This is a genomic window from Levilactobacillus zymae (assembly GCF_032190635.1).
GTDB classification, from domain to species: Bacteria; Bacillota; Bacilli; order Lactobacillales; family Lactobacillaceae; genus Levilactobacillus; species Levilactobacillus zymae_A.
Map to the genome: position 1 here is coordinate 2,590,065 of NZ_JAVLAS010000001.1, position 21,121 is coordinate 2,611,185.

At 53.4% G+C, this 21,121-nt stretch carries 15 protein-coding genes and 1 pseudogene; 4 read left to right on the forward strand and 12 right to left on the reverse strand.

All coding sequences use genetic code 11. The annotated features are described in order from the left end of the window. Window positions 1–377: 377 nt before the first annotated feature. From RI501_RS12335 to RI501_RS12375, 9 genes are all read right to left on the reverse strand, one after another. Entirely contained in the window at window positions 378–1,385 is a 1,008-nt protein-coding gene (locus RI501_RS12335) for a LacI family DNA-binding transcriptional regulator (RefSeq protein WP_313823028.1), read from the reverse strand. A 216-nt stretch (window positions 1,386–1,601) separates the two neighbouring features. Then, window positions 1,602–2,564 (reverse strand): sugar kinase, encoded by a 963-nt coding sequence (locus RI501_RS12340; protein WP_313823030.1) that lies wholly within the window; start codon window positions 2,562–2,564, stop codon window positions 1,602–1,604. 11 nt (window positions 2,565–2,575) lie between these two features. Next, window positions 2,576–3,646, reverse strand: a complete 1,071-nt coding sequence (uxuA, locus tag RI501_RS12345) for a mannonate dehydratase (RefSeq protein ID WP_313823032.1) — start codon at window positions 3,644–3,646, stop codon at window positions 2,576–2,578. 14 nt (window positions 3,647–3,660) lie between these two features. Continuing rightward, entirely contained in the window at window positions 3,661–4,425 is a 765-nt protein-coding gene (locus RI501_RS12350) for a GntR family transcriptional regulator (protein WP_313823034.1), read from the reverse strand. 325 nt (window positions 4,426–4,750) lie between these two features. Continuing rightward, window positions 4,751–5,653: a phosphogluconate dehydrogenase (NAD(+)-dependent, decarboxylating) gene (gene gnd / locus RI501_RS12355; RefSeq protein ID WP_313823036.1), complete on the reverse strand. Its 903-nt coding sequence runs from the start codon at window positions 5,651–5,653 to the stop codon at window positions 4,751–4,753. Between the two features lie 360 nt (window positions 5,654–6,013). After that, the gene (gntK, locus tag RI501_RS12360; protein WP_313823038.1) at window positions 6,014–7,546 is read right to left on the reverse strand and encodes a gluconokinase; all 1,533 of its coding nucleotides are present in this window, start codon (window positions 7,544–7,546) and stop codon (window positions 6,014–6,016) included. A gap of 148 nt (window positions 7,547–7,694) precedes the next feature. Next, window positions 7,695–8,687: a D-isomer specific 2-hydroxyacid dehydrogenase family protein gene (locus tag RI501_RS12365; protein WP_313823040.1), complete on the reverse strand. Its 993-nt coding sequence runs from the start codon at window positions 8,685–8,687 to the stop codon at window positions 7,695–7,697. A gap of 228 nt (window positions 8,688–8,915) precedes the next feature. Further along, the gene (locus RI501_RS12370) at window positions 8,916–9,794 is read right to left on the reverse strand and encodes an aldose 1-epimerase family protein (RefSeq protein ID WP_313823041.1); all 879 of its coding nucleotides are present in this window, start codon (window positions 9,792–9,794) and stop codon (window positions 8,916–8,918) included. Window positions 9,795–9,825: 31 nt separating this feature from the next. Further along, entirely contained in the window at window positions 9,826–11,463 is a 1,638-nt protein-coding gene (locus RI501_RS12375; RefSeq protein ID WP_313823043.1) for a mannitol dehydrogenase family protein, read from the reverse strand. 879 nt (window positions 11,464–12,342) lie between these two features. On the opposite strand from RI501_RS12375, the gene RI501_RS12380 reads away from it, so the two are divergent. Next, window positions 12,343–13,680, forward strand: coding sequence for a gluconate:H+ symporter (locus tag RI501_RS12380; protein WP_313823045.1), 1,338 nt, complete (start codon window positions 12,343–12,345; stop codon window positions 13,678–13,680). A gap of 63 nt (window positions 13,681–13,743) precedes the next feature. Further along, complete coding sequence (locus tag RI501_RS12385; protein WP_313823047.1) at window positions 13,744–14,940, forward strand: MFS transporter; 1,197 nt, start codon at window positions 13,744–13,746, stop codon at window positions 14,938–14,940. 123 nt (window positions 14,941–15,063) lie between these two features. Here RI501_RS12385 and RI501_RS12390 read toward each other — a convergent pair. The 3 genes and pseudogenes from RI501_RS12390 to RI501_RS12400 form a co-directional block, all read right to left on the reverse strand. Next, a pseudogene (locus RI501_RS12390) lies at window positions 15,064–16,471 on the reverse strand (MFS transporter). A 158-nt stretch (window positions 16,472–16,629) separates the two neighbouring features. Continuing rightward, window positions 16,630–17,283 carry an HD domain-containing protein gene (locus RI501_RS12395; RefSeq protein ID WP_313823049.1) on the reverse strand — a complete coding sequence of 218 codons (654 nt, stop codon included), beginning with the start codon at window positions 17,281–17,283 and terminating at the stop codon, window positions 16,630–16,632. Beyond that, entirely contained in the window at window positions 17,276–17,926 is a 651-nt protein-coding gene (locus RI501_RS12400) for a TetR/AcrR family transcriptional regulator (RefSeq protein WP_313823051.1), read from the reverse strand. The genes RI501_RS12395 and RI501_RS12400 overlap by 8 nt, the downstream gene beginning before the upstream one ends. 564 nt (window positions 17,927–18,490) lie before the next feature. Here RI501_RS12400 and RI501_RS12405 point away from each other — a divergent pair. Both RI501_RS12405 and RI501_RS12410 read left to right on the forward strand, forming a co-directional pair. Beyond that, on the forward strand, window positions 18,491–19,381 hold the full coding sequence (locus RI501_RS12405) for an ABC transporter ATP-binding protein (RefSeq protein ID WP_313823053.1): 891 nt from the start codon (window positions 18,491–18,493) through the stop codon (window positions 19,379–19,381). 5 nt (window positions 19,382–19,386) lie between these two features. Then, window positions 19,387–21,015, forward strand: coding sequence for an ABC transporter permease (locus tag RI501_RS12410; RefSeq protein WP_313823054.1), 1,629 nt, complete (start codon window positions 19,387–19,389; stop codon window positions 21,013–21,015). Window positions 21,016–21,121 lie beyond the last annotated feature (106 nt).

Genomic DNA, 21,121 nt, shown 5'->3' on the forward strand with positions numbered 1-21,121 from the left:
TTGCGTAATCGGTTTCATTCCCTAATACACACGGTAACACATTTTTGTGGTGCGTACCAGTCAATGCCCAAAACTCAACCCCGAAACGTCATTAGCAGCCAGCTCTTAAAAGTTTAGTTATGCCGCTCCGTAAGCGCTTTCTATCTAACAAAGCTTATCTTATCACAAAATCTTGCACACGTTAACATTTATTTGTAAAAAGACCCAACAAATATATCAATTTGCTTGCTCAAAAAACAGCTTAAGGCTGGCCCAGCAACCCGAAGGCCCTCACAAATTTGACTGGATAAATTTTAAATTTTTAAAATTCATCAGGCCCATTCTCGGTCCCATTAAAAAAGCCCACCCGTCACGGCGGCTTTTTTCAGCACGTTGTCCTATTCTCGTAAGTCTTTTACGGAATCACGCACGATCAGTGTCGGTTCCACGACCTTCTGCACCGGCGACATGGTGGGATCGTTTAGTAGCTGCGTCAACGCGCTCACGCCCTCTTGCACCAGATCATCGGTTGGCTTACGCACCGTGGTCAACCGGGGCACCAGGTATTTCGAGTAACTCATGTCATCGTACCCGATAATGGAAATATCGGCCGGTACCTTGTACCCCAGATCCTGACAGGCCCGCACTGCGCCAGCGGCCATATCATCGTTAGTCGCAAAGACACAGGTCGGTGTTTCGGCGGCACTTAAGATCTGCCGCATCGCCTGGTAGCCACTCTCGGGTAGGTAGTTCCCTTCCCGTTGCCACTCCGACCGCGTCTCGGCCCCGTTGTCCCGAATGACATCAGCGAAACCCCGTTGCCGATCCCCGGCAGAAACGAAGCTCGCCGCCCCGCCGATCAGCCCAAACCGGCGGTGACCCATCCGGATAGCGTACTCCAAGATCTTCTTGGCCCCCAAATACTCGTTGGTGGCAAAGTTGAACACATCGTTACGCGCAATGATCCGGTTCAAGACCACCACGGGTAAGTGCCGTTGGATCAAGGTTTCGATAAACGCATCGTCGTCTTTGGATTGACTGACCACAATGGCGCCGTCAAACTGGTGCCGTGAGACGTTACCACTCGCACTTAGCGATTCCACACTATCGAGGGATAACGAATAGCCCTTCGGCAAAAAGTTCCGGGCCCGCTTAATCACATCCACCAAGAAACTAGGTGAAGTCCCCGTATCTAGGTCGGAGAAGAACACCCCAATCAAAAAGGAGTGCTGCTCTACCAACCCCTTTGCGTTTAGGTTTGGCACATAGCCCAATTCATCGGCCAATTGCCGAATCTTCTGCTTGGTGGCTGCCTTGACTAACGGGCTGTCGTTCAGCGCTCGCGAGACCGTGGTATGCGAGACGTTGGCCCGTTGTGCAATGGTTCTTATCGTGACTTCTTCCATATTGGTTCCCTCCCAAAGCCGGTATCTCACGCCAGCATAAATTAATTATCAGTTAGCTTTTCTCGCCTGGGTACCGGCGATTCAGCATTGGTGGCCCGTTCCGCGCCAAGATTTGCTCACAGAATAGGTGACCTGACTTAACGTCGTATGTAGTTGACTAAAAAGGAATCCCACGGCGGCCCGTTCGCTTAGTGGCCACGACCGAAAGCGGGATTCCTAATCTTGCGTCTGATGGTTGCGATAAAACGCGTCCAGTTGTGCGGGCGTCGGGTAACCGTCGTTGTCGCCCATGACCTGAACTGCCATGGCGCCAATCGCACAGGCCCGCCGGAGTGCGGCAGGTAATGACTGCTTTTCCTGTAACGCCGAAATCAATCCCACGGCAAAACCGTCCCCCGCGCCGACCGTGTCAACCACGGGCGCCACGTGAAAACCGGGGACCCACAGTTTTTCGCCGGTCGCCCGTTGAGCATAGGCCCCCCGTGCGCCCAGCTTAACCACGACAAGTTGGGTGACCTCACTTTGCTGCAGGTAAAAGTCAGCAATGGCTGCCGGATCCCGCGACCCGGTCAACGTTTCGCCTTCCCCTAAACCAGGAAGTACCACCGTAGCCGTCTGGGCCAACTGATTGGTAACCCGCACCATCTCGGCGGTGGAGGACCACAAAGTCGGCCGCAGGTTCGGGTCAAAGGTCACCGGAATATTGTGCTGTAAGAGCTCGCGGTTTAATTGCCGGTACACCGCCAGGCTCTCCGCGGATAACGCCGCAAAGATCCCCGACAGGTGGGCTAATTTAACCTGAGTCAGGTCGACGCCCCGTAGATCGTTGAGGTCGTAATGGGCCGCCGCCGACCCACGTCGGAAGTAGTAGACCGCCGGATCACCGTGGTCCACGTTTTGTTTCAGATAAAAGCCGGTCGGATAAGCCGCCTTGGTCACCAGATTAGTGACCCCCACGTGGTTACGGCGCATTTCGGCCTGCAGGTAGGCACCAAAAGGGTCTTGACCGACCGCCGACACATACTCCGTGGCGTGCCCTAGCCGCGCAAGCCCTAGCGCGACGTTCAACTCGGCACCCGCCGAAAACTTCTGGAAGTTGGCGGCGTCCGTCAGGCTAGCATTAGCCTCTTGGGCCTTAAACACCACCATGGGTTCGCCAATGGTTAGAATCGTTCCCACACTACCGCCTCCTACTTGGTCTTACTAATGGCTTCCCACAGCCCGTTAAGGTAGGCAATCCCTAAGGCGCGGTCATAGAGCCCGTAGCCGGGACGCCCTTGTTCTCCCCAGATATCACGGCCGTGATCGGGGCGAATAATCCCGTCAAACCCGGTATCGTGTAGGGCCTGCATGATGGCAAACATGTCTAACGAACCGTCTTTAGACAGGTGACCGGACTCGTGAAAGTCCTGGTGTTGCCCCATATGTTTAATGTTCCGGGCGTGAACGAACGGTACCCGGCCCGTGGGCACGAACTCACGGATGATCGCCGGCACGTCATTATCGGGGTTTTCGCCCAGGCTTCCCGTACAGATGGTAAAGCCGTTCATGGGCGACGGATTGAGCGCCACGATGGCCCGCATGTCGGCCGCATTCTTGTAGATTCGCGGTAAGCCAAAAATCGGCATCGGCGGATCATCTGGGTGCAGTGCCATCTGAACGTGACACTCCTCACACACCGGCATGATGGTGTCCAAAAAGTACTTGAGGTTCGCACTTAACCGGGCCGCATCCACGTCGGCGTAGGCGGTAAACAACCGCTGTACCTCGGCCAAGCGATCGGGTTCCCACCCGGGTAAGACGTAGCCGTTCGCCTGACTTTGCACGTCGTGGATGATCTCTTCGGGGGCCTTTTGCGTGTAACGTTCCTCAAAGGCCAGCGCCGTCGAGCCATCCGCTAGCGGATAGTGCAGGTTAGTCCGGACCCAGTCAAAAATCGGCATAAAATTGTAGCAAATCGTGGTCACACCGACCTGAGCCAAGTTGCGAATCGTGGCTTGGTAGTTCGCGATGTAGTGATCCCGACTAGGCCGGCCAATCTTGATATCATCGTGAATGTTGACCGATTCTACCGTGGTAAATTTCAAACCGGCAGCCTCAATTTGACGTTTAAGGTCCAGAATCTTATCGAGCGGCCAAACGTCGCCCACCGGAATATCGAATAGCGCCCCCACCACTTGGGTGACGTTGGGAATTTGGCGAATGTTCGCCAGGGAAATGGCATCGTCGTGTTGACCATACCACCGAAATCCCATCTCCATGTTTGCGACCTCCTCTAATCGTGTTTCGTTGGTGTTTCTGCTAAAATTCCCCGCACGTCCAGGGTGCCCGGTTCGTGGGCCGGAACATCTGCCGAGGTCAAGTCCTCGGGTCGGACGTTCACGAAATAGTCGGGGAACTTATTGAGTAAGTACTTCCGCTCGCTCAGCATTAAGCGTAAGTGCTTGGTGATGCTGTAGCGCACATCATCGAGCTCGCGTCGCCGGACCGCATCCAAAATGGCCTGGTGTTGATCCAACAACGTCTGCCAATCCAGGTTGGTCACCTTTAGGCGCATCCAACGGAACCGGTTCAGGTGCATGTTTAGCGTCTGTAGCCAGTCCCAGACCACTTCGCGATCCGCCGCTAGGTAGAAAGTCTTATGGAAGGCCTCGTCCAGATCGAAGAACGCATCGGGATCTCCCTGTTGGGCCACCACCACTTGGTTCGCCAGGTTTTGTTGCAGCTTACGGTACCAGTCGTCGTTCATCTTGCCAGTGGCTTCCAGCATGATTTCGACCTCCAAGATTTGACGGACAAACCGGGCATTGTTCGCCATGGCCATGTCAATCCGCGAAACGTAGGTCCCACTTTGCGGCACCACGTCAATCAGCCCGTCCCGTTCCACCCGAATCACCGCTTCACGGACCGGTGTTCGGCCGATCCCCAGCTCGTCAGAAATCACCTTTTCGGAAATTTTCTGTCCCGGCGTGTATTTATTGTGCATAATTCGGTAACGAAGTTGACTGTACGCTTCGCTTCGCATATTTTTTAATTGCATCGCGAATGAACCATCCTTTTCCAGTTTTTCGTCTTCGTCTCTTTGCCTACGACCCGCTGATCTTCATGGTCGACTTTCCCCTCCAGTCGGCGCTTACGCTTTGGCGTCGGGGCCCCTGGTCGTCATCGGCCAAGTGCCTAGGGTCCCTTTAGTGTAGCATAGGTGTCGGTTAATTTTCACCGGTTAGTCGAATTATCAGCTCAACCCGGTCTGCGCCAAATGCCTACACCTAACACCCGAAAATCTTGTCATGTTTATTCACAAGCCCTTTTTCAAAAAAGGCAGTACCCAAAAGTACTGCCTTTCAGATGGTATTAACTTTAAGTTAGGCTTTGTCGACCGCGTGGCCACCAAACCCATTCCGGAGAGCGGAAACGACCTTACCCGTAAAGGTATCGTCTTCCATTGACCGGTAACGCATCATTAAGGACAGGGCAATGACCGGCGTTGGCACTTGTTGGTCCATGGCCTCTTGTAAGGTCCACATCCCTTCGCCGGAGCTGTGCATGGTTCCCTTGATTTCGTCCAGGTTGGCATCCTTGGCAAAGGCTTCTTGAGCCAATTCCATCAGCCAGGACCGGACCACAGAACCAGAATTCCACAACCGGGCAACGGCTTCGTTGTCGTAGTTGAATTCGCTGTGTTCCAGCACGTCGAAGCCTTCACCGATGGCTTCCATCATCCCGTATTCGATCCCGTTGTGAACCATCTTCAGGTAGTGACCGGAACCCGCAGCCCCCGTGTAGAGGTAACCGTTGGTTTGAGCGATACCTTCAAAGATTGGCTTCAAAACGGCGTCAAAGGATTCTTGGGACGTTCCCCCGATCATGAAGTGCCCGTCGTGACGAGCGCCAGACTTCCCACCAGACGTTCCGCAATCGAAGAAGTTGATGTTCTTAGCTTCGGCCTTCTTGGCGTCTTCTACGGAGTTCTTCCAGAAGGAGTTCCCCCCGTCAACGATGTAGTCGCCGGCGGCCAAAACATCGGTTAACGTGGCAATCGTGCTTTCGGTTGGCTTACCGGCTGGCAGCATCAGCCAAACCACTTTAGGGGATGGCAACTTGCTTAGCAGGTCGTCCAGTGACGTTGCGGCCTCGGCGCCAAAACCAGAAGCGGCAGTCACAAAGTCCTGGTTCAAGTCGAACCCCACAACCTCGGTGCCGTGATCCATCATGTTTTGGGCCAAGTTCAAGCCCATCTTGCCTAATCCAACTAATCCAATTTTCATGCGTGTAATTTCCTCTCTCTCGGTAAAGTGCTAAGGTCCGTTTTTTAAGTCGTCCTTATCATATTAAAAAAAGTTACATATTTCAAGAAAAACGATGAAAAAATGTTACATTTCGCTAAATTGATTCGTGATTAAACCGGCGCAATCCAATGCACCCCTGTTTTACAACGGATAATTTAACTGGCATGTTCAGTATTCAGCCCGGAGGCGAGCAGGGGCTCAGCCGGTGAAATTATGGTTAGTCGGCGTTTTTCGTCGGCTTACCATAAGGCCAAGCTTTGAGACTTGCGGGTTTAGCGAGGCTCAAAGTTATGCCCACTGGCGGTCCAGCCCCTGACGACCAGTTTCATCCAGCGAAGTTTATTCCTTCGGTTCCCGTTTCCGTTGATACTCCGCAATGGCGGTGTATTCGGATTCCAGCTTCCGGCCCAACCGGATGTAAATCGGCATGATTTCCCGGTAGTTGGCGTAAGTTTCTGGGTTGGGTTGGTAGGTATTGGTCTTCCCGATAAAGTTCTTGACCACGGAAAGGTTGTCGGCCAGTCCCAAACTGATTTGGGCAATCACCATGGCTCCTAAACAGCCGGCTTCAAAGGACTCCGCAATTGTGACGGGTTCTTCGAAGATATCGGCTAACATTTGCCGCCAGAGTGGTGAACGGGCAAAGCCACCGGAAGCCATGACCTTCTTAGGTTCACCGGCGGCTTCCTTGAGGGCCAATTCAACCGTGTACAGGTTGTAAACGATGCCTTCCAGCGCCGCTCGAACCATGTGGGAGCGGTTGTGTTGCCGGGTCAAGCCAAAGAAGGAAGCCCGGGCATTTCCGTCCCAGATTGGGGCCCGTTCGCCACCCAAGAATGGGTGGAAGATCAGGCCATCGGAACCGGCAGGAACTTGGCTGGCAATCTTGGTCAGCAGGTCGTATGGGTCTTCGCCCATTTCCTTAGCCAACGCCTTTTCGGGCGCAAAGAGGTTGTCGCGAACCCAACGGAAGACGATCCCCCCGTTGTTAACGGGTCCCCCGATGATCCACTTGCCGTCCATGACTGGGTAGCAGTAGATCCGGCCTTTCGGGTCGATTTGTGGCTTGTCCACGAAGGTCCGGACCACGCCAGAAGTCCCGATGGTGACGGACACTTCGCCGTCGCCAATCGCACCGGAACCGATCCCGGAAAGGGCCCCATCGGTCCCCCCCATGATGAACGGCATGTCTTCGTCAAACCCAATTTCCTTGGCGTATTCGGGCTTCAAGCCCTTGACCTGGTAAGTGGCTTCTACTAACTCAGGCAATTGGTCGCGGGTCACACCCGTCAACTTCAAAGATTCTTCGTCCCAATCCATGGTGTGGATGTTGAACAGACCGGTGGCCGCAGCCATCCCGTATTCTTCCTTTAATTGACCGAAGTAGCGGTAGATCAGGTATTCCTTCAAGCCAACCCAGTAACGGGTTTGCTTGTAGATGTCTGGATGTTCATTCTTCAACCAAAGAATCTTGTAAACGGGGCCCATCGGGTGGTTCGGCAGACCGGTCCGCTTGTAGAGTTCCAGGCCGGAGCCGTCCTTATCCATCGCCGAAGCGTACTTTTCGGAGCGGTTATCGGCCCAAGTGATGGCGTTAGTCAGTGGCTTGTGGTCCTGGTCTAAGGCAATCAGACTGTGCTGTTGCGTCGACCAGGAAACCCCTAAGATCTTGCCATCAACTTTACCCGTAACTTCCTTTAAAGCGGCGACCGTGGCGTCAAAGATCACGTCTGGATCTTCTTCGGCCATGTCGGCGTTTTCTTGAATTAACGGATACAGCTTGTTGGCGTAGCCGTAAATCTTGCCTTTTTTGTCGTAGATGACCGCTTTGGTACTCGTGGTCCCAACATCAATTCCAATTAAATAGTCCATTTCGTTTCCCAGCTTTCTGTTTAACTAACCCGCGGTTACCCGCCAATTTAGCTCCCAAATGGGCTTATTTCCCGTCATTTAGGCGAATTGAGGGTAAAGAACGGGACCATGCCGTGTTGAACGCACATGGTCCCATTCGGTAACGTCATTAGGCCAACGTGCTCGTTAATTCCCGAACCAGTGGCTTGTTTGCAATTAAGTTCTTCACATCGCTGACACACTTTTCACCCATGCCGTGTAAGCATTCGTAAGTGTAAGCGGAGGTGTGTGGCGTCAATAAGACGCGGTCGTTGTGTAAGAATGGGTGGCTAGCACGAACGGGTTCAACTTCAACGGCATCGGCAGCGTAACCGGACAACTGACCGGACTTGATCCCATCCAAGATGGCCGTTTCGTCAACTAAAGCACCCCGGGCGTTGTTGCAGATGTAAGCGCCCTTCTTCATTTCGGCAACCTTTTCGGCGTTGATCAAGTGGTAGTTGCCATCGTTCAAGGAAGCGTTCAGGGAAACGTAGTCACAGTTCTTCAACAATGTGTCCAGATCGACCCGTTGCACGTTGTGGTTCTTCAACCAGCCTTCTGGGGCCTTAGGATCTGGATCGGCGATGAAGACTTGGCCACCAAAGACACTGAATAATTCAGCAACCCGGCTACCGATGTTCCCACAGCCGATGACCCCAAAGGTCTTCCCGCTGAGTTCGTTACCCATGAACTCGGCCCGGTCTTCGTAACGGTCATCCCGTTCGCGTTCCGCAGCAGCGACCGTTTGGCGAACCAACGTCATCAAGTTAGCCAATTCGTTTTCGGCAACGGAGTCCCGTTCAACCAATTGTGGCACAATGGCAACCTTGACTCCGTGTTCCTTAGCGGCCTTGATATCAACGTTGTTAAAACCAATCCCGTGACGGGAAATCAGTAATAAGCCTTCCGTGTTATCGAAGAATTCTTGATCAAACATTGGCGTTACGGACGCAATGATGATGTTGTAACCCTTCAGCTTAGCGGCTAAGGACTTACCGTCGATGTCGGTTGGCAGCATGAAGCGCTTGACTTCACCGATTTCTTCGAGTTCCTTCCAGTGTTCCGTGAAAACTTGACCAAAACTACTTGAGTTCACAACCGCAATCTTATATTCTGACATCTTTAATTGACCTCCATATTTTTGGTGATACATCAGATATTAATAATAGATTAACTACTTAAGGTAGACGATGCTGATTGCCGAAAGACGACCAGTTTCATCCCCGCCGAAACGTGCTCCTGACGGGCAACCGGTTCCGCTTAACCCCAAGTCAGTCATTATCCAAAGTTCAGGATAATCACTGACTTGACGTTAATGCTCACCGGCTAAACACCCTTCGTCACACTCTTAATTTACGTGAATCGTGTACTGCATGGTTTCTTGTTGGCCAGCCGCTAAGTGGTGGTTGGCTTCCTTCGTCGCTAGTTCCCGTAAATCGCCGCTGACATCAGGCAACCCGTTGAACGGTTCGAGACACAGGAACGGGGCCTTGGCACCTTCCTTGGTCCACAGTGTGACGTAATCGAAGTCCGTCAAGTCTAACTTGATGGTGTGGGCGTTCTTCTTGGAACGTAGCGTAATGCTCTTCAAGGCCGAGTCGTCCAAGATAATCAGGCCAGCGTCGAACATCTGGTAGTTCAACGCGATCACCCCATCCATTTGCGCAACTGGTAACTGCTTACCAGAACGGTAAGGGTTTGGCGTTTTTACAATTTCAAATTGTGCCAACTTTGCCGGCTTGGGATCTAAGACCAGCTCGTAGTCGTCGAAGGTTTCCCCGTCTTCAAATGGCACGTTGAACGCCGGGTGGGAGCCTAAGGAGTACGACAGGTCTTGGGTGTCTTGGTTGTCGACCGTGAAGCTCAGGTGCAAGCCGTCCGCCACGACCGTAAAGGTAATGTCCAGCTCGTACTTGAAAGGGTAATATTGTTGCGTTTCCGCATTGCCCTTAGTGCTTAACGTGACGTGGTCGACCGCTTGGTCCTTGACGTCAAACCGTAAGCCGCTGACAAACCCGTGTTGGGGCATCTCGTGTCTTTGCCCGTTGATCAGGTAAGCGTCATCGTTGGACCGGCCAATCGCGGGAAACAAGACTGGCGCGTGCTTAGGCCATAAATCGTTGTTCCAGATCAGGTCGCGGTCAGTGGTGCGGTCCACCAGGTGCGTTAATTCGGCACCGACTTCGTTGATAATGGCTCGGAATTGATCATTTTGAATCGTAATCATAATGGCTCATTCCTCCAATAGTGGGATGACGTTAGGCAATCGGCTTGGCGTGGTCAGCTAACGCCTTTTCCAGCGTTGCAACAATCGCACCCTTGCCCGCGATCATTTGCTTGAAGTAACCTTCAACCTTAGTGCCCAGCCCAACGGCGTAAAGGTCTTGGCCGAAGATGGACGTGTTGGTCAAGATGTCCTTCAGGTGAGCGTGCACGTCGGTGTCTTCACCCAACTTGATGTCGCCCACGTACTTCTTCAAGTCATCCATCATTGGATCTGGACTTGGTTCGAAGGCTTGACCTTCGTCGTTAACAGCCATTAAGTAACGGAACCATGCGGCGATCGTCAATGGGATGAATTCCAACGTTGCTGGGTCAAAGCCGTCACGCGCCACGTATTGCTTGATGGTTTCGCCGTAACGAACTGGGATCTTCTGGGAAGTATCCGTGGCGATCCGTTGTGGCGTATCTGGGATGTATGGGTTAGGCAGGCGCTTGTTGACCAATTGGTCGATGAAGTCCTTGGGGTTGATGACCTTAGGATCCGTCACCACTGGCAAGCCTTCAACATAACCAATTTGCTTAATCAAAGCGACCAAGTCTTTGTCTTGTAATTCCTTGGAAATCGCCGTGAAGCCCAGAACACTTCCGTAAATGGCCAAAGCCGTGTGTAATGGGTTCAGGCAAGTGGTAACCTTCATTTGATCGGCATCGTTCACCGTGTCGCGGTCAGTGACGATCACGCCGGCGTCTTCAAACTTCGGCCGACCATTTGGAAATGCGTCTTGAACCACTAAGTAGTGCACTTCTTCAGTGTTGGTAAATGGCGCAATGTTGGTGTGCCGCGCGGTGTGCACGATTTGGTAATCTTCGAAACCGCTGTCCTTTAATTTGTCGCTGACAGCTTCGGCTGGGTTCGGCGTAATCCGGTCAATCATGGAGATTGGGAAGCTGATTTGCTTAGGATCTTGTAAGTAAGCTAAGAAGGCATCGTCGACGAAACCGTTTTCCTTCCAGCCCTTAGCAATGGTCAAGACGCTGTCCTTTAACCGGTCCCCGTTTTGGGAGAAGTTATCGGTACTGAGTAAAGCTAATGGCGTCTTGCCGTTTTGGTAACGAGCCAGTAATAAGGAAACTAAGCCGGCCATGTTACCCTTAGGCTTTTCGGGACCGTTGGCGATGTCGGCCTTGGTCAGGTCGTTTAAGGCACCGTCGACCGTCCGTAAGTTGTAACCCTTTTCAGTAATGGAGAAAGTCACGACTTGTAAGGAAGCATTCTTGAAGATTTCAAACATCCGGTCCCAACCAGCTTGATCGGCTGGACTGAAGAAGTGGGCTTCCCCAACGGACGCGATGAGTTCCTTATCAAAGTTCCCGTCGGCCTTGGTCACCACCCGTAAGATCCGGTTGTTGTAGGCGTTGTAGATGTCCTTCACCACGCCACCATCATAGGTTTCAGCAACGACGACCCCGGAATCCAGCTCGCCCTTTTCAATTAAAGTGTTCGCAATTGCGGCGTGGAATGCCCGGAACAGGTTCCCCCCACCAAAGTGAACCCAGCGAGGATGGTCAGCAGTTGCTTGCTTGATCTTGGCTTGGTCATAAGTTGGCACCTTGATGCCAGCCTGTTCAAAGGCGGCTTTATTGTTTAAGTAATCGTCGTTTAATTTAACCATTTAGATGCATCCTTTCTTCTATCCGTATCCTGCGTTAAGCCTAACTATTCTGCGGTTTAAATGAACTTATATATCAGTAATGGCTTGTAACCGATTTCATCTTACAATACACGTCTCAAATGTCAAGTCGCATTTAGGAGGAAGCAGCTTGAAAGGGCATTCAAATCGTTGTAATATCAGCGGTTAACCCCGCTTAAATAAAATCAATTTATTTGCAAATCTAATATGTTAGTTGTTTTTTAGTCCGCAAATTCGTTAGTTATTTTGCGTAATTTCAAAATGTTAACGTGAACATTTCTATAAACCCAGTATAACACGTCTGTTAAAATCTGCAATCCCATCAGCTGATATATTACTTCCGTTCTTGGACCCCGCCCGCGGCGAACCCCCAAACATCCCCATTTCCCGCAATTTACTCCCAACGAATTAGTTGCCGCGGCTACTCACTCTCCTCCATGACCTAACTTGGCAACGAAGGCTCTTGGCGATCCTAACTAGCGTGCACATGCTGCCCGAAATTTTTTGGTAATTTAGATTCTTTCCACTTAATAGTTTGATTGATTATTGATTCATCATAAGCAATCAATAATCGACTGGTATGCTAGTTCCCCGTTAATTCAGCCGTCGTTTTCATGAATTTTAACGATGCTGCCACTCATCGCTCCTCAGCAATCCGATCAGTTAATCCGGTCCCCGGCGCAAGCTTCCCGCGACTATTCCCGGTCTAGCCCACCTGGTTAGTAAAAAGTTGCCTAAAATTTTACCCAGCTATGATTATATTTTAATTAATGTAAGCGTTGACATGGCTTTTCAAAGATGCTAGGATTAACGAGATTCTAACATATCAGTTTAAGATTTTACATATTGGAGGTTTTATAGATGGGTGCTGATTTTCTCGCCCTCCTGTGGGTTGTCGTCGGGATCGTGCTACTGGTCCTGATGATTGTTAAGTTTAAGATGCACAACGTGGTCGCCCTATTAATTTCCGGGTTGTTCATCGCGTTTGCGGAAGGCATGTCGCTCACCAAGATTGTGCCAACAATTGAAAGCGGTTTAGGTAGCGTGCTATCGACGCTGGCCCTAATCGTGGTCTTCGGGGCCATCATCGGGAAACTGATGACTGAATCCGGGGCCTCGCAACAAATCGCCGACACCATCGTCAACGCCATGGGTGTCAAGATGTTGCCGTTCGCATTGCTGATCGTCGGGACCATCTTCGGGATGTCCATGTTCTACGAAGTAGCCTTCCTGATTACCGTACCACTGGTGATTAGTATTGCTAAGGAAGCCAACATCCCTTACATGCGCCTGATTATCCCCACCATCGCCGGGGCAACCATGGGGCACAGTATCTTCCCGCCCCAACCAGGCCCAATGGCGTTAGTCACCGCCTTTCACGCCGATATCGTTCAGGTTTACATCCTAGGGTTCATCGTGATTGTGCCAACCATTCTGTGTTCCGGTGTCTTGATTCGGCGGTTCATCCCCGGCCTAGACGGTATGCCACTAGGTAACGTGATGAAGCCGGCACCAAAGATGCCATCCGACCAACTTCCCAGCTTTGGAATTAGTATCCTGGTTCCTTTATTACCTGCTATTTTAATGATTATTTCGTCGGTCGCTAAGCTATTCACGTCCGCAAATTCCACGCTGTACAAGTTTGCGACCTTCACCGGAAGTGCCGAAATCAGTATGCTAATCACGGTCCTCATTGCGATGTGGGTCTTCGGTTACCGCCGCGGGCAATCCGGGGCGCAAGTCACCAAGCACCTCTCTTCAGCGATCGAAGGAATTTCCAACGTGTTGCTGGTCATCGCTGCTGGTGGGGTTATGAAGGAAGTTATCATTGACGCCGGGATCGGGAACAAGATTGTTAACCTGGTCGGGCACTTCAACATTTCTCCACTGATCCTGGCTTGGATCATCACCGTCTTGATTCGGTTGCTGACCGGGCAAGGGGCCGTATCGGCCATTACCGCTGCCGGAATCGTGGCTCCCATGATTGCCGCCTTCCACGTCAACCCCGCTTTAATGGTCTTGGCCTGTGCCTGTGGGAGTAACACCACGACGTTGATGTACGACGCCGGGTTCCTTCTGTTCCAACAATCCTTCGGTATTTCTTTGAAGGATACCTTCAAGACTTGGGGTGTGCTAGAATTCGTCAACTCGTTCGTCGGGTTGCTGGTTGTGTTAGCCCTCAGTTTGGTTGTAAAATAAACACCGTAATTTAAAAAATGACTAGTCCTGTGGCTAGTCATTTTCTGTGTGAAGGAGGCCCCTATGGCGAAAAAAATTGAACACACCACCGAAATCCTACTGGTGGTCCTGGCGATTGGGATTTTAATGCGTTCCCCCATCACCACGCTTCCTTTAGTCCTGACCCAGCTGGCCCACCACCTAGCCGTATCGACCGGGAGTCTGGGCATTCTCACCACCCTTCCTTTGGTGATGTTCCTGCTCTTCTCGAACTTCGCTGCGGTGCCCTTAGCGAAACTGGGAATTAAGCCAGCCATGACTATCGCGCTGGTGCTCCTCTTAGCCGGTTCGGCGTTACGACTGGTGGTGACGCTCCCGACCATGCTACTAGGAACCATCTTCATCGGCATCAGTATCGCCCACCTAAACGTCTTCATGCCGGCGTTTATCAAGGCCTATTTTCCCTTAAAAATTGCGTTGTACACCACCCTATACTCGTTTTCGATGAACTTAGGGAGCGCTGGCTTTAACCTGGTCACCGCGCCGGTCGTCACCCATTGGGGCTGGCAGGCCATCCTGGTGATTCTGACCGTGGTTCCGCTGTTGGTCGTGATCTTCTGGGGACTGATGAGCCGTCACCTGCCCGAAAAAATGAAAACGACGGCGACCACGCCAACCCAGCGGGCTCCCCACCGCAGTATCTGGGCTAATCCACACGCTTGGCTGTTTCTGATCACCTTCGGCTGTCAATCGTTACTGAACTACACCATGGCCGCGTGGTTTCCCGTCCTCATGGGTTACCATCACCTCAGCGCCGGCCACATCGGGATCATCATGGCGGTCTATTCGCTGGTCGGCATTCCCGTGTACATCCTGACGCCCCACCTCTTAACGGCGTTAGGCCCTGCTGGCGTGAAGACGCTGATTGCCATCCCCGGTAGTTGCGGGATCATCGCCGGGCTGATGTTGTTCTTTCAAAATACCGCCTCGTTTGGCTTCTGGCTGACCGAAAACATCCTGGTCGGCATCGCCATTAGCTTTTTCTTCATCTACACCACGACCATGTTCGGTCTCAAGACCGCCGATCCCCTGACCACCGCCCGGCTATCGGGAATGGCGCAGGCCGGTGGCTACTTCATGGCCGCCCTGGGGCCGTCGCTATACGGCTGGGCCTTCCGGGTGAATCCCACCGGGCTCCCCCAGAACCTGGTCTACGTAGGGTTAATTGTGGTCGCCATTCTCGGCGCTCTGGGCATTCAACGCCTGAATAAGGTGGCCTAATCGCCAACGCAACCTCCCCCACGCTTCCATATAACTCAAAAGTGACCGTTATTCCAACTTCGGGAATAATGGTCACTTTAACGTTAAGGCTCACTAACTAAACACCTTGGCGCATACTCTTTTTCAGTTATCATTCTTCTGGTACCGAAACACAATCGCGTAAAAGCCAAAGTTCACGATACTCAACACTAGAATCAAGCCAAAGGCCAGTTGGCTCCCCAGCGCCGTCGCGTGGGCGTAGGACAACCCACCGCCCTTAACCGACGACATCAACGCCGCGAGAATCGTGGTCCCCAACGACCCGGCAAACTGTTGGCCGGTGTTGTAAATCGCGTTCGCATCGGCCCGTTGCGCAAGGGTAACCTCTTTTAAACCGTTGGTCATGGTATTACTGAAGGCCATCGACCGCCCAATACTATAAATGATATAGAAGATGGCAATCACCACCACGGAAAGGTGTTGGCCCCACACCGTAAAGCCCAGAGCGGCCACCAGAAACAGGCTACTCCCGAGTAAAATCGGTAACTTGGCCCCGTGTTCGTCGAGTAGATGGCCGAACCAGGGTTGGAGAATCGCGGTAATCAAGCTCCCGGGAAGTAACATCAACCCACCGGCTAGTGAGCTTGCCCCCACCACGATCTGCGCGTAGTTGGGCAAAGCGAAGTTAATCCCGATATTACAGAATTGCAAAATCACGTAGGCAAAAAAACTATACGTAAAAATCGGATTACGGAAGATTTCGAGTTTCAATAACGGCCGATCGCTGGTCTTGGCCACCCGTACGTACCCCCACAGGGCCAGGCCACCTAAGAGCAGTCCACCGAGAAACTGCCAGCTGAGCCACCCGGCCGTGGTCAGGCTATTGAAGCCCAACATGACGGCCACAAAGGCCACCGCTAGCAAGGCAAATTGGCGCCAATCGAATTTGACGGTCTTGGTCGGCGTATACTGCTGAATCGCGCGGACCCCAAAAATCAGGACCAGCGCTTCTACGGGAATCGTCGACCAGAAAATCATCCGCCAGTTGGCCAGGGAGACCATCACGCCCCCAAAGGTCGGCCCACTCGCCGGCGCAATCATCAGGATTAACCCGGTCATCCCCATGTAAAATCCTAACTTGGCCCGTGGCACGCTTTCCACCACCACGTTGACCATCAACGGAATCGCGATCCCCGCACAGCCGGCCTGAATCAATCGACCTAACAATAAAATGGGAAAGTTGGGAGCCAGAGCGCAGATGAGCGCCCCCAGAATGAAGAGCCCCGCTCCCGTCACAAACAACTGCCGGTTCGTGAAGCGTTGTTTGAGAAACGCCGAGGTGATCATCAATAACGCCACGGTCAGTAAATACCCCGTGGTCACCCAACTGCACGGTGCTTAACGACACATGCATGGTACGCATCAACGTGGGAAAGGTCACGTTCATCGAGGTTTCGACCAGGATTCCCATGAACGCCATCAAGGCCACCGCCACGATGGCCACCAGCCGCCGCCCCGTCAGTTCCTGCGGCTCCGTTTCGTTTGCAGCCATTCAACAACACTCCTTTACAATCAACTTTAAAGCTGATCCATTTTTTAGACACTCCATCTATCATACGCACATTTTCCGTCAATGTCATGGGGAAATTTGCGCACGCACAAAATAACAACGCCTTCACTCCGGGAAAGTGAAGGCGTCGTTGTCGTCATCTAGCGGTTAGCTTGCCATTCGTCCTTGAACTCGGCCAGAAAATCCAGCATCACCTGTTGCCGGTGGGCCGCCAAGTCCTTAGCGGCCGCCGTGTTCATCAAATCCTTTAACGTTAATAACTTTTCGTAAAAGTGGTTAATGATGGTCTCGCCACCCAGGTTGCGGTACTCGGCGTGGGTCATCTGCGTGCGCGGCGCCACGGCCGGGTCGTAGATTTTTTCGCCAAAGTGACCGCCAAAATAGATGGCCCGGGCGATGCCGATGGCCCCAATGGCGTCCAAACGGTCGGCATCCTGGACGATTTGGCCCTCTAACGGTAAGGGCTTGGCCGTCCCGTCGAGGGTCTTATGAAACGACATGTTGTCCATAATCAGAAAAATCGTGTCCTGCTGGGCCGAGCTGAAGTCGTGCGCCCCGAGAAAGTCGCGAACCTCGGCACTGGCCGCCTGGGTGTCGGTCACTAATTTCTCGTCAATCACGTCGTGGAGGTAGGCCGCCGTTAGCGTCAGTAGCCGGTCAGCGGCCGGATACGCCGCTAAGATGCGGTCGGCTAGATCGACGACGCGCTGAATATGGTCGAAGCCGTGGCCGGTCTCGTCGTCACGCATCTTGCTGCGGGCGAAGTCGTGCACGGCGGTTAAAGTGTCAGTCATGGGAAAGTCCTTCTTTCGTTTCTGTAGGGGGAACCCCGATAAAGCCGTAGAAAAACAGGTGATCGATCTGCCGGGTCAGGGCTTTGAAATGCGCGTCCTGTTCGCCACCGGCCACGATTTTCTGGCCGGCGGGACTGCTGATGTACTGAATAAACATGTCCAGGTAGAGCATCAACGCGTCATCGGTCAGGGCGGGGTCAATCATCCCCGCCTCCCGACCGCGCTGGATCACGACCGACCAAAAATTACGCTTCTGCGCTTGATAGGCGCGCATGGTCTCGTCGTTGCCTAGTTGGCCCTGCATGTCGCGGACCACGAACCGGTAAAAGTCCGGGTGCATGGTATCCGTCATCTGGGTACTCAGCGTGATCATCTTCTGGACGATTTCCTGGTAAGACAGCTGCGGATCGGTCGCGTAGGCCCGGCTAGCGGCGTACCCGTCGTTCACCATCGCTAAAACCACCTGGTGACCCAGGTTGAGCTTGCTGTCAAAATACTTGTACAGTGTCACCTGAGAAACATCGGCCGCCGCCGCGATGGCGCTGACCTTGGTGGCCTTAAAGCCGTCGCGCATGAACAGCGTCTGGGCCGTTTGCAGGATGTGTTGCCGTTGCTGGTGTTTGCGTTGTTGATTGGTTGCCATGACCTGATCACCTCTCGGAATTCCCCTTATCGTTGCTTATTTTACCATACGGTTGGGCCGGTCGCCGACCAAACCAACCGTCCAATTCTAAGGCCGATGAGGTCAGACGCTTCCGGGCCAGTCAAAAACGGTCTGGAACGGGGTGGGCACGGCTTCAAGCCCGCAAACCAGGTCTTGAAGACCGACCTTTGTCTAGGCCAGCAAAAAACACTGACCAAGACAGGCCCATTTCCCCCCTGAGCCCATTTTTGACTGACTCTCCAGCTTACACTGATCATGATTTCAAATGTATTTTTCAATTAAACGAGAATGAATTGTCATTCTGATTTATAACTGAGTTTAAGGTAGCGTCTAGTGCTAATGCCAACCTCCGTGTAACCTTTCCAATTATAAATTGAACTAATGCCAACGCTTCAAAACTACCTTTAGTACACGATAACAGTTCAATTTAGCCGTCCACTTTTAGTGAACTATTTTTAAAAAATAGTTCACTTTTTCGTTGACTTTCCCCATCCCCGGGCTTACGATGATAGCGATTTAATAGTTGATAAGGAGGGATTACCCATGACCCAACCCATTCTAGAAATTAACCACCTACAAAAACGTTTCGGTAAGTTTACCGCGCTTAGAGACATCACCTTTAGCGTCAACGCCGGCGAGGTCTTCGGCTTCATCGGTCCCAACGGTGCCGGTAAGTCGACCACTATTCGGACCTTACTCGGCCTGATTCGCGCTAGCGGTGGCTCGGCCACCATCTTCGGACACGATGTTTGGCACGATAGCGTCGCCATTCACCAACGCCTGGCCTACGTCCCCGGTGACGTGTACCTCTGGCCCAACCTGACCGGCGGCGAGATCATCGACCTGCTGTTAAAGCTCAACGGTAACGCCCACACCGCCCAGACCGACGAGTTGATTCATCGGTTTGGCTTGGACCCCACCAAGAAGGCCCGGACCTACTCCAAGGGGAACCGCCAGAAGGTGGCTTTGATTGCCGCCTTTTCGCAGGACGCCGATTTCTACATCTTCGACGAACCCACGTCCGGGTTGGACCCGCTCAACGAAAAGATCTTCCAGAAAGCCGTTTTAGACCTGAAACACCGCGGCAAGGCCGTCCTCTTATCCAGTCACATTCTTTCCGAAGTCGAACGGATGTGTGACCGTATCGCCATCATCCGGGAGGGGACCATCATCGAGACCGGCAGTCTGGCCGAGATGCGCCACCTGACCCGCACGGTAATCACGGTCACCACCAAAACGCCGCTGGACCCGGCAACGTTACCCGGCGTTCACGCCGTTCAAGCCGGCCAGCAGCCCAATAGCTGGCAATTCTCGGTGGAAGCCGCACAATTACCCGCGGTGATGACGGCGTTGACCGCTCACCAGGTCGTGGCGCTGCAAAGCACCCCACCGACGTTGGAAGACCTCTTCATGCACTACTACGGAAAGGCGTGACCAAAATGACACTCACTACACGCACCGGGACTGGGCGTCTCACCCGGTTAGGGTTACGTCGGGACCGCTTCCGTCTCTTGATTTGGGTCCTGGTCTTGGCCGGATTGATGGCCGCCGTGGCCGTTAAATTCGTCGACATCTACGGCACTAAGGCCGAAATCGCCGGTATCGTGGCGACGTTAAAGAGTCCGGCCATCGTGGCCATGTTCGGCCCGTTTCAACTGGGGAAAAACGCGACGACCGCCCAGATTTTCGCTAACGAAATGTTACTCTTCATGGCCCTAATCCAGGTCGTGATGAACCTGGGGCTGGCCGTTCACGCGACCCGCTATGAAGAAGACCAGGGGCTGACCGAACTCTTACGGGCCCACGCGATTGGGCCGCAAGCCCCGCTCTTAGCGGCAGCCAGCGAACTGACCTTGGTCAACCTGGGCATCGGCGTCTTGTACGCCCTGGGGCTCAACTTCGCGAACATGCCCGGGGCGACCACCCAGGGTAATTGGGTGATTGGTCTGGGGTTGGCCGCGACCGGCTGGCTGTTCGGGATGCTGGCGCTACTTTTGGCCCAGCTGGCCGATCACGCCGCCAGTGCGACCGGCATGGCCTACACCCTGTTCGGCCTGAGTTACCTGGCCCGCATGATCACCGACGTCCAGCAGCCCCGCCTGACCTGGTGGTCGCCCCTGGGATGGGTGGAAAAGCTGGCCCCCTACCACCAGCCTAACTGGATGCCGGTCCTATTGAGTGGCCTGACCGGGCTAGTTTGCATCAGCTTAGCGCTTTGGGTGGCTCAACACCGCGACTTGGGCTCGGGCGCCATCGCGACGCGGCCGAGGCGGCGGACCGCTTCGGCCTGGTTACGCGGACCGCTCTCCTTACTCTGGCGCCGTCAACACAACGTTTTTCTGGGTTGGTTCTTAGGCGTCGTGGTGCTGGGCGCGGCCTACGGGACCGTCTTCAACACCATCGGCGATATCTTGAAGACCAACCCGACCATGCAGCAGGTCTTCGGCAAAGCCGTGGTCCACTCGGCTAACCACAGTTTGCTGGTCAACTTTAGTGCGCTACTGGCCATCATCCTGGCCGCCGTGGCCGTCATCCCCGGGTTACAGCTGATTTTCAAACTCTACGGTGACGAGACCCACGGCTGGTTGGAAGCCCTGTACGCCCGGCCCCTGAGCCGCACGCGACTATTCTTGAGTTACGTGGGACCCGCCAGTCTGCTCAGTACCCTGATCTTTCTGGGCGGCTGGGGCGGCATGGTCCTGACGGGCAACGCGAGTCTGACGCACGCCAGTGACGGTATTACCGCCTTCGAATTCTGGCAAGGGTTCTGGGGCCAACTGCCCGTGATCGGCCTCTTCTTAGCCCTCGGCATCCTGCTGATTGGCATCTGGCCCCAGGGGCGTACCCTGGCCTGGCTGTACCTGGCTTACGGTTTCGTCAGTCAGTACCTGGGAAACCTCTTGCAGCTACCCAAATGGGCCAAGCAACTCAGCCCGTTCGGGTGGGCCCCCAGCGTCCCCGTGCACCACGTGGCGTGGGGGACCTTTGGCTGGGAACTGGGCCTGGCCGTCCTGCTAGGTCTCATTGGCTGGTGGGGCTACACACACCGCGATTTACAACAACATTGATCAAAAAGGGGTTCGGTAATCTGTGATGGTGGCCGAACCCCTTTTCTGCGTCCTTACTATCGAGTGGACTTCCGTCTGAATTCAAGTTCTACCGGCCAACAGATGA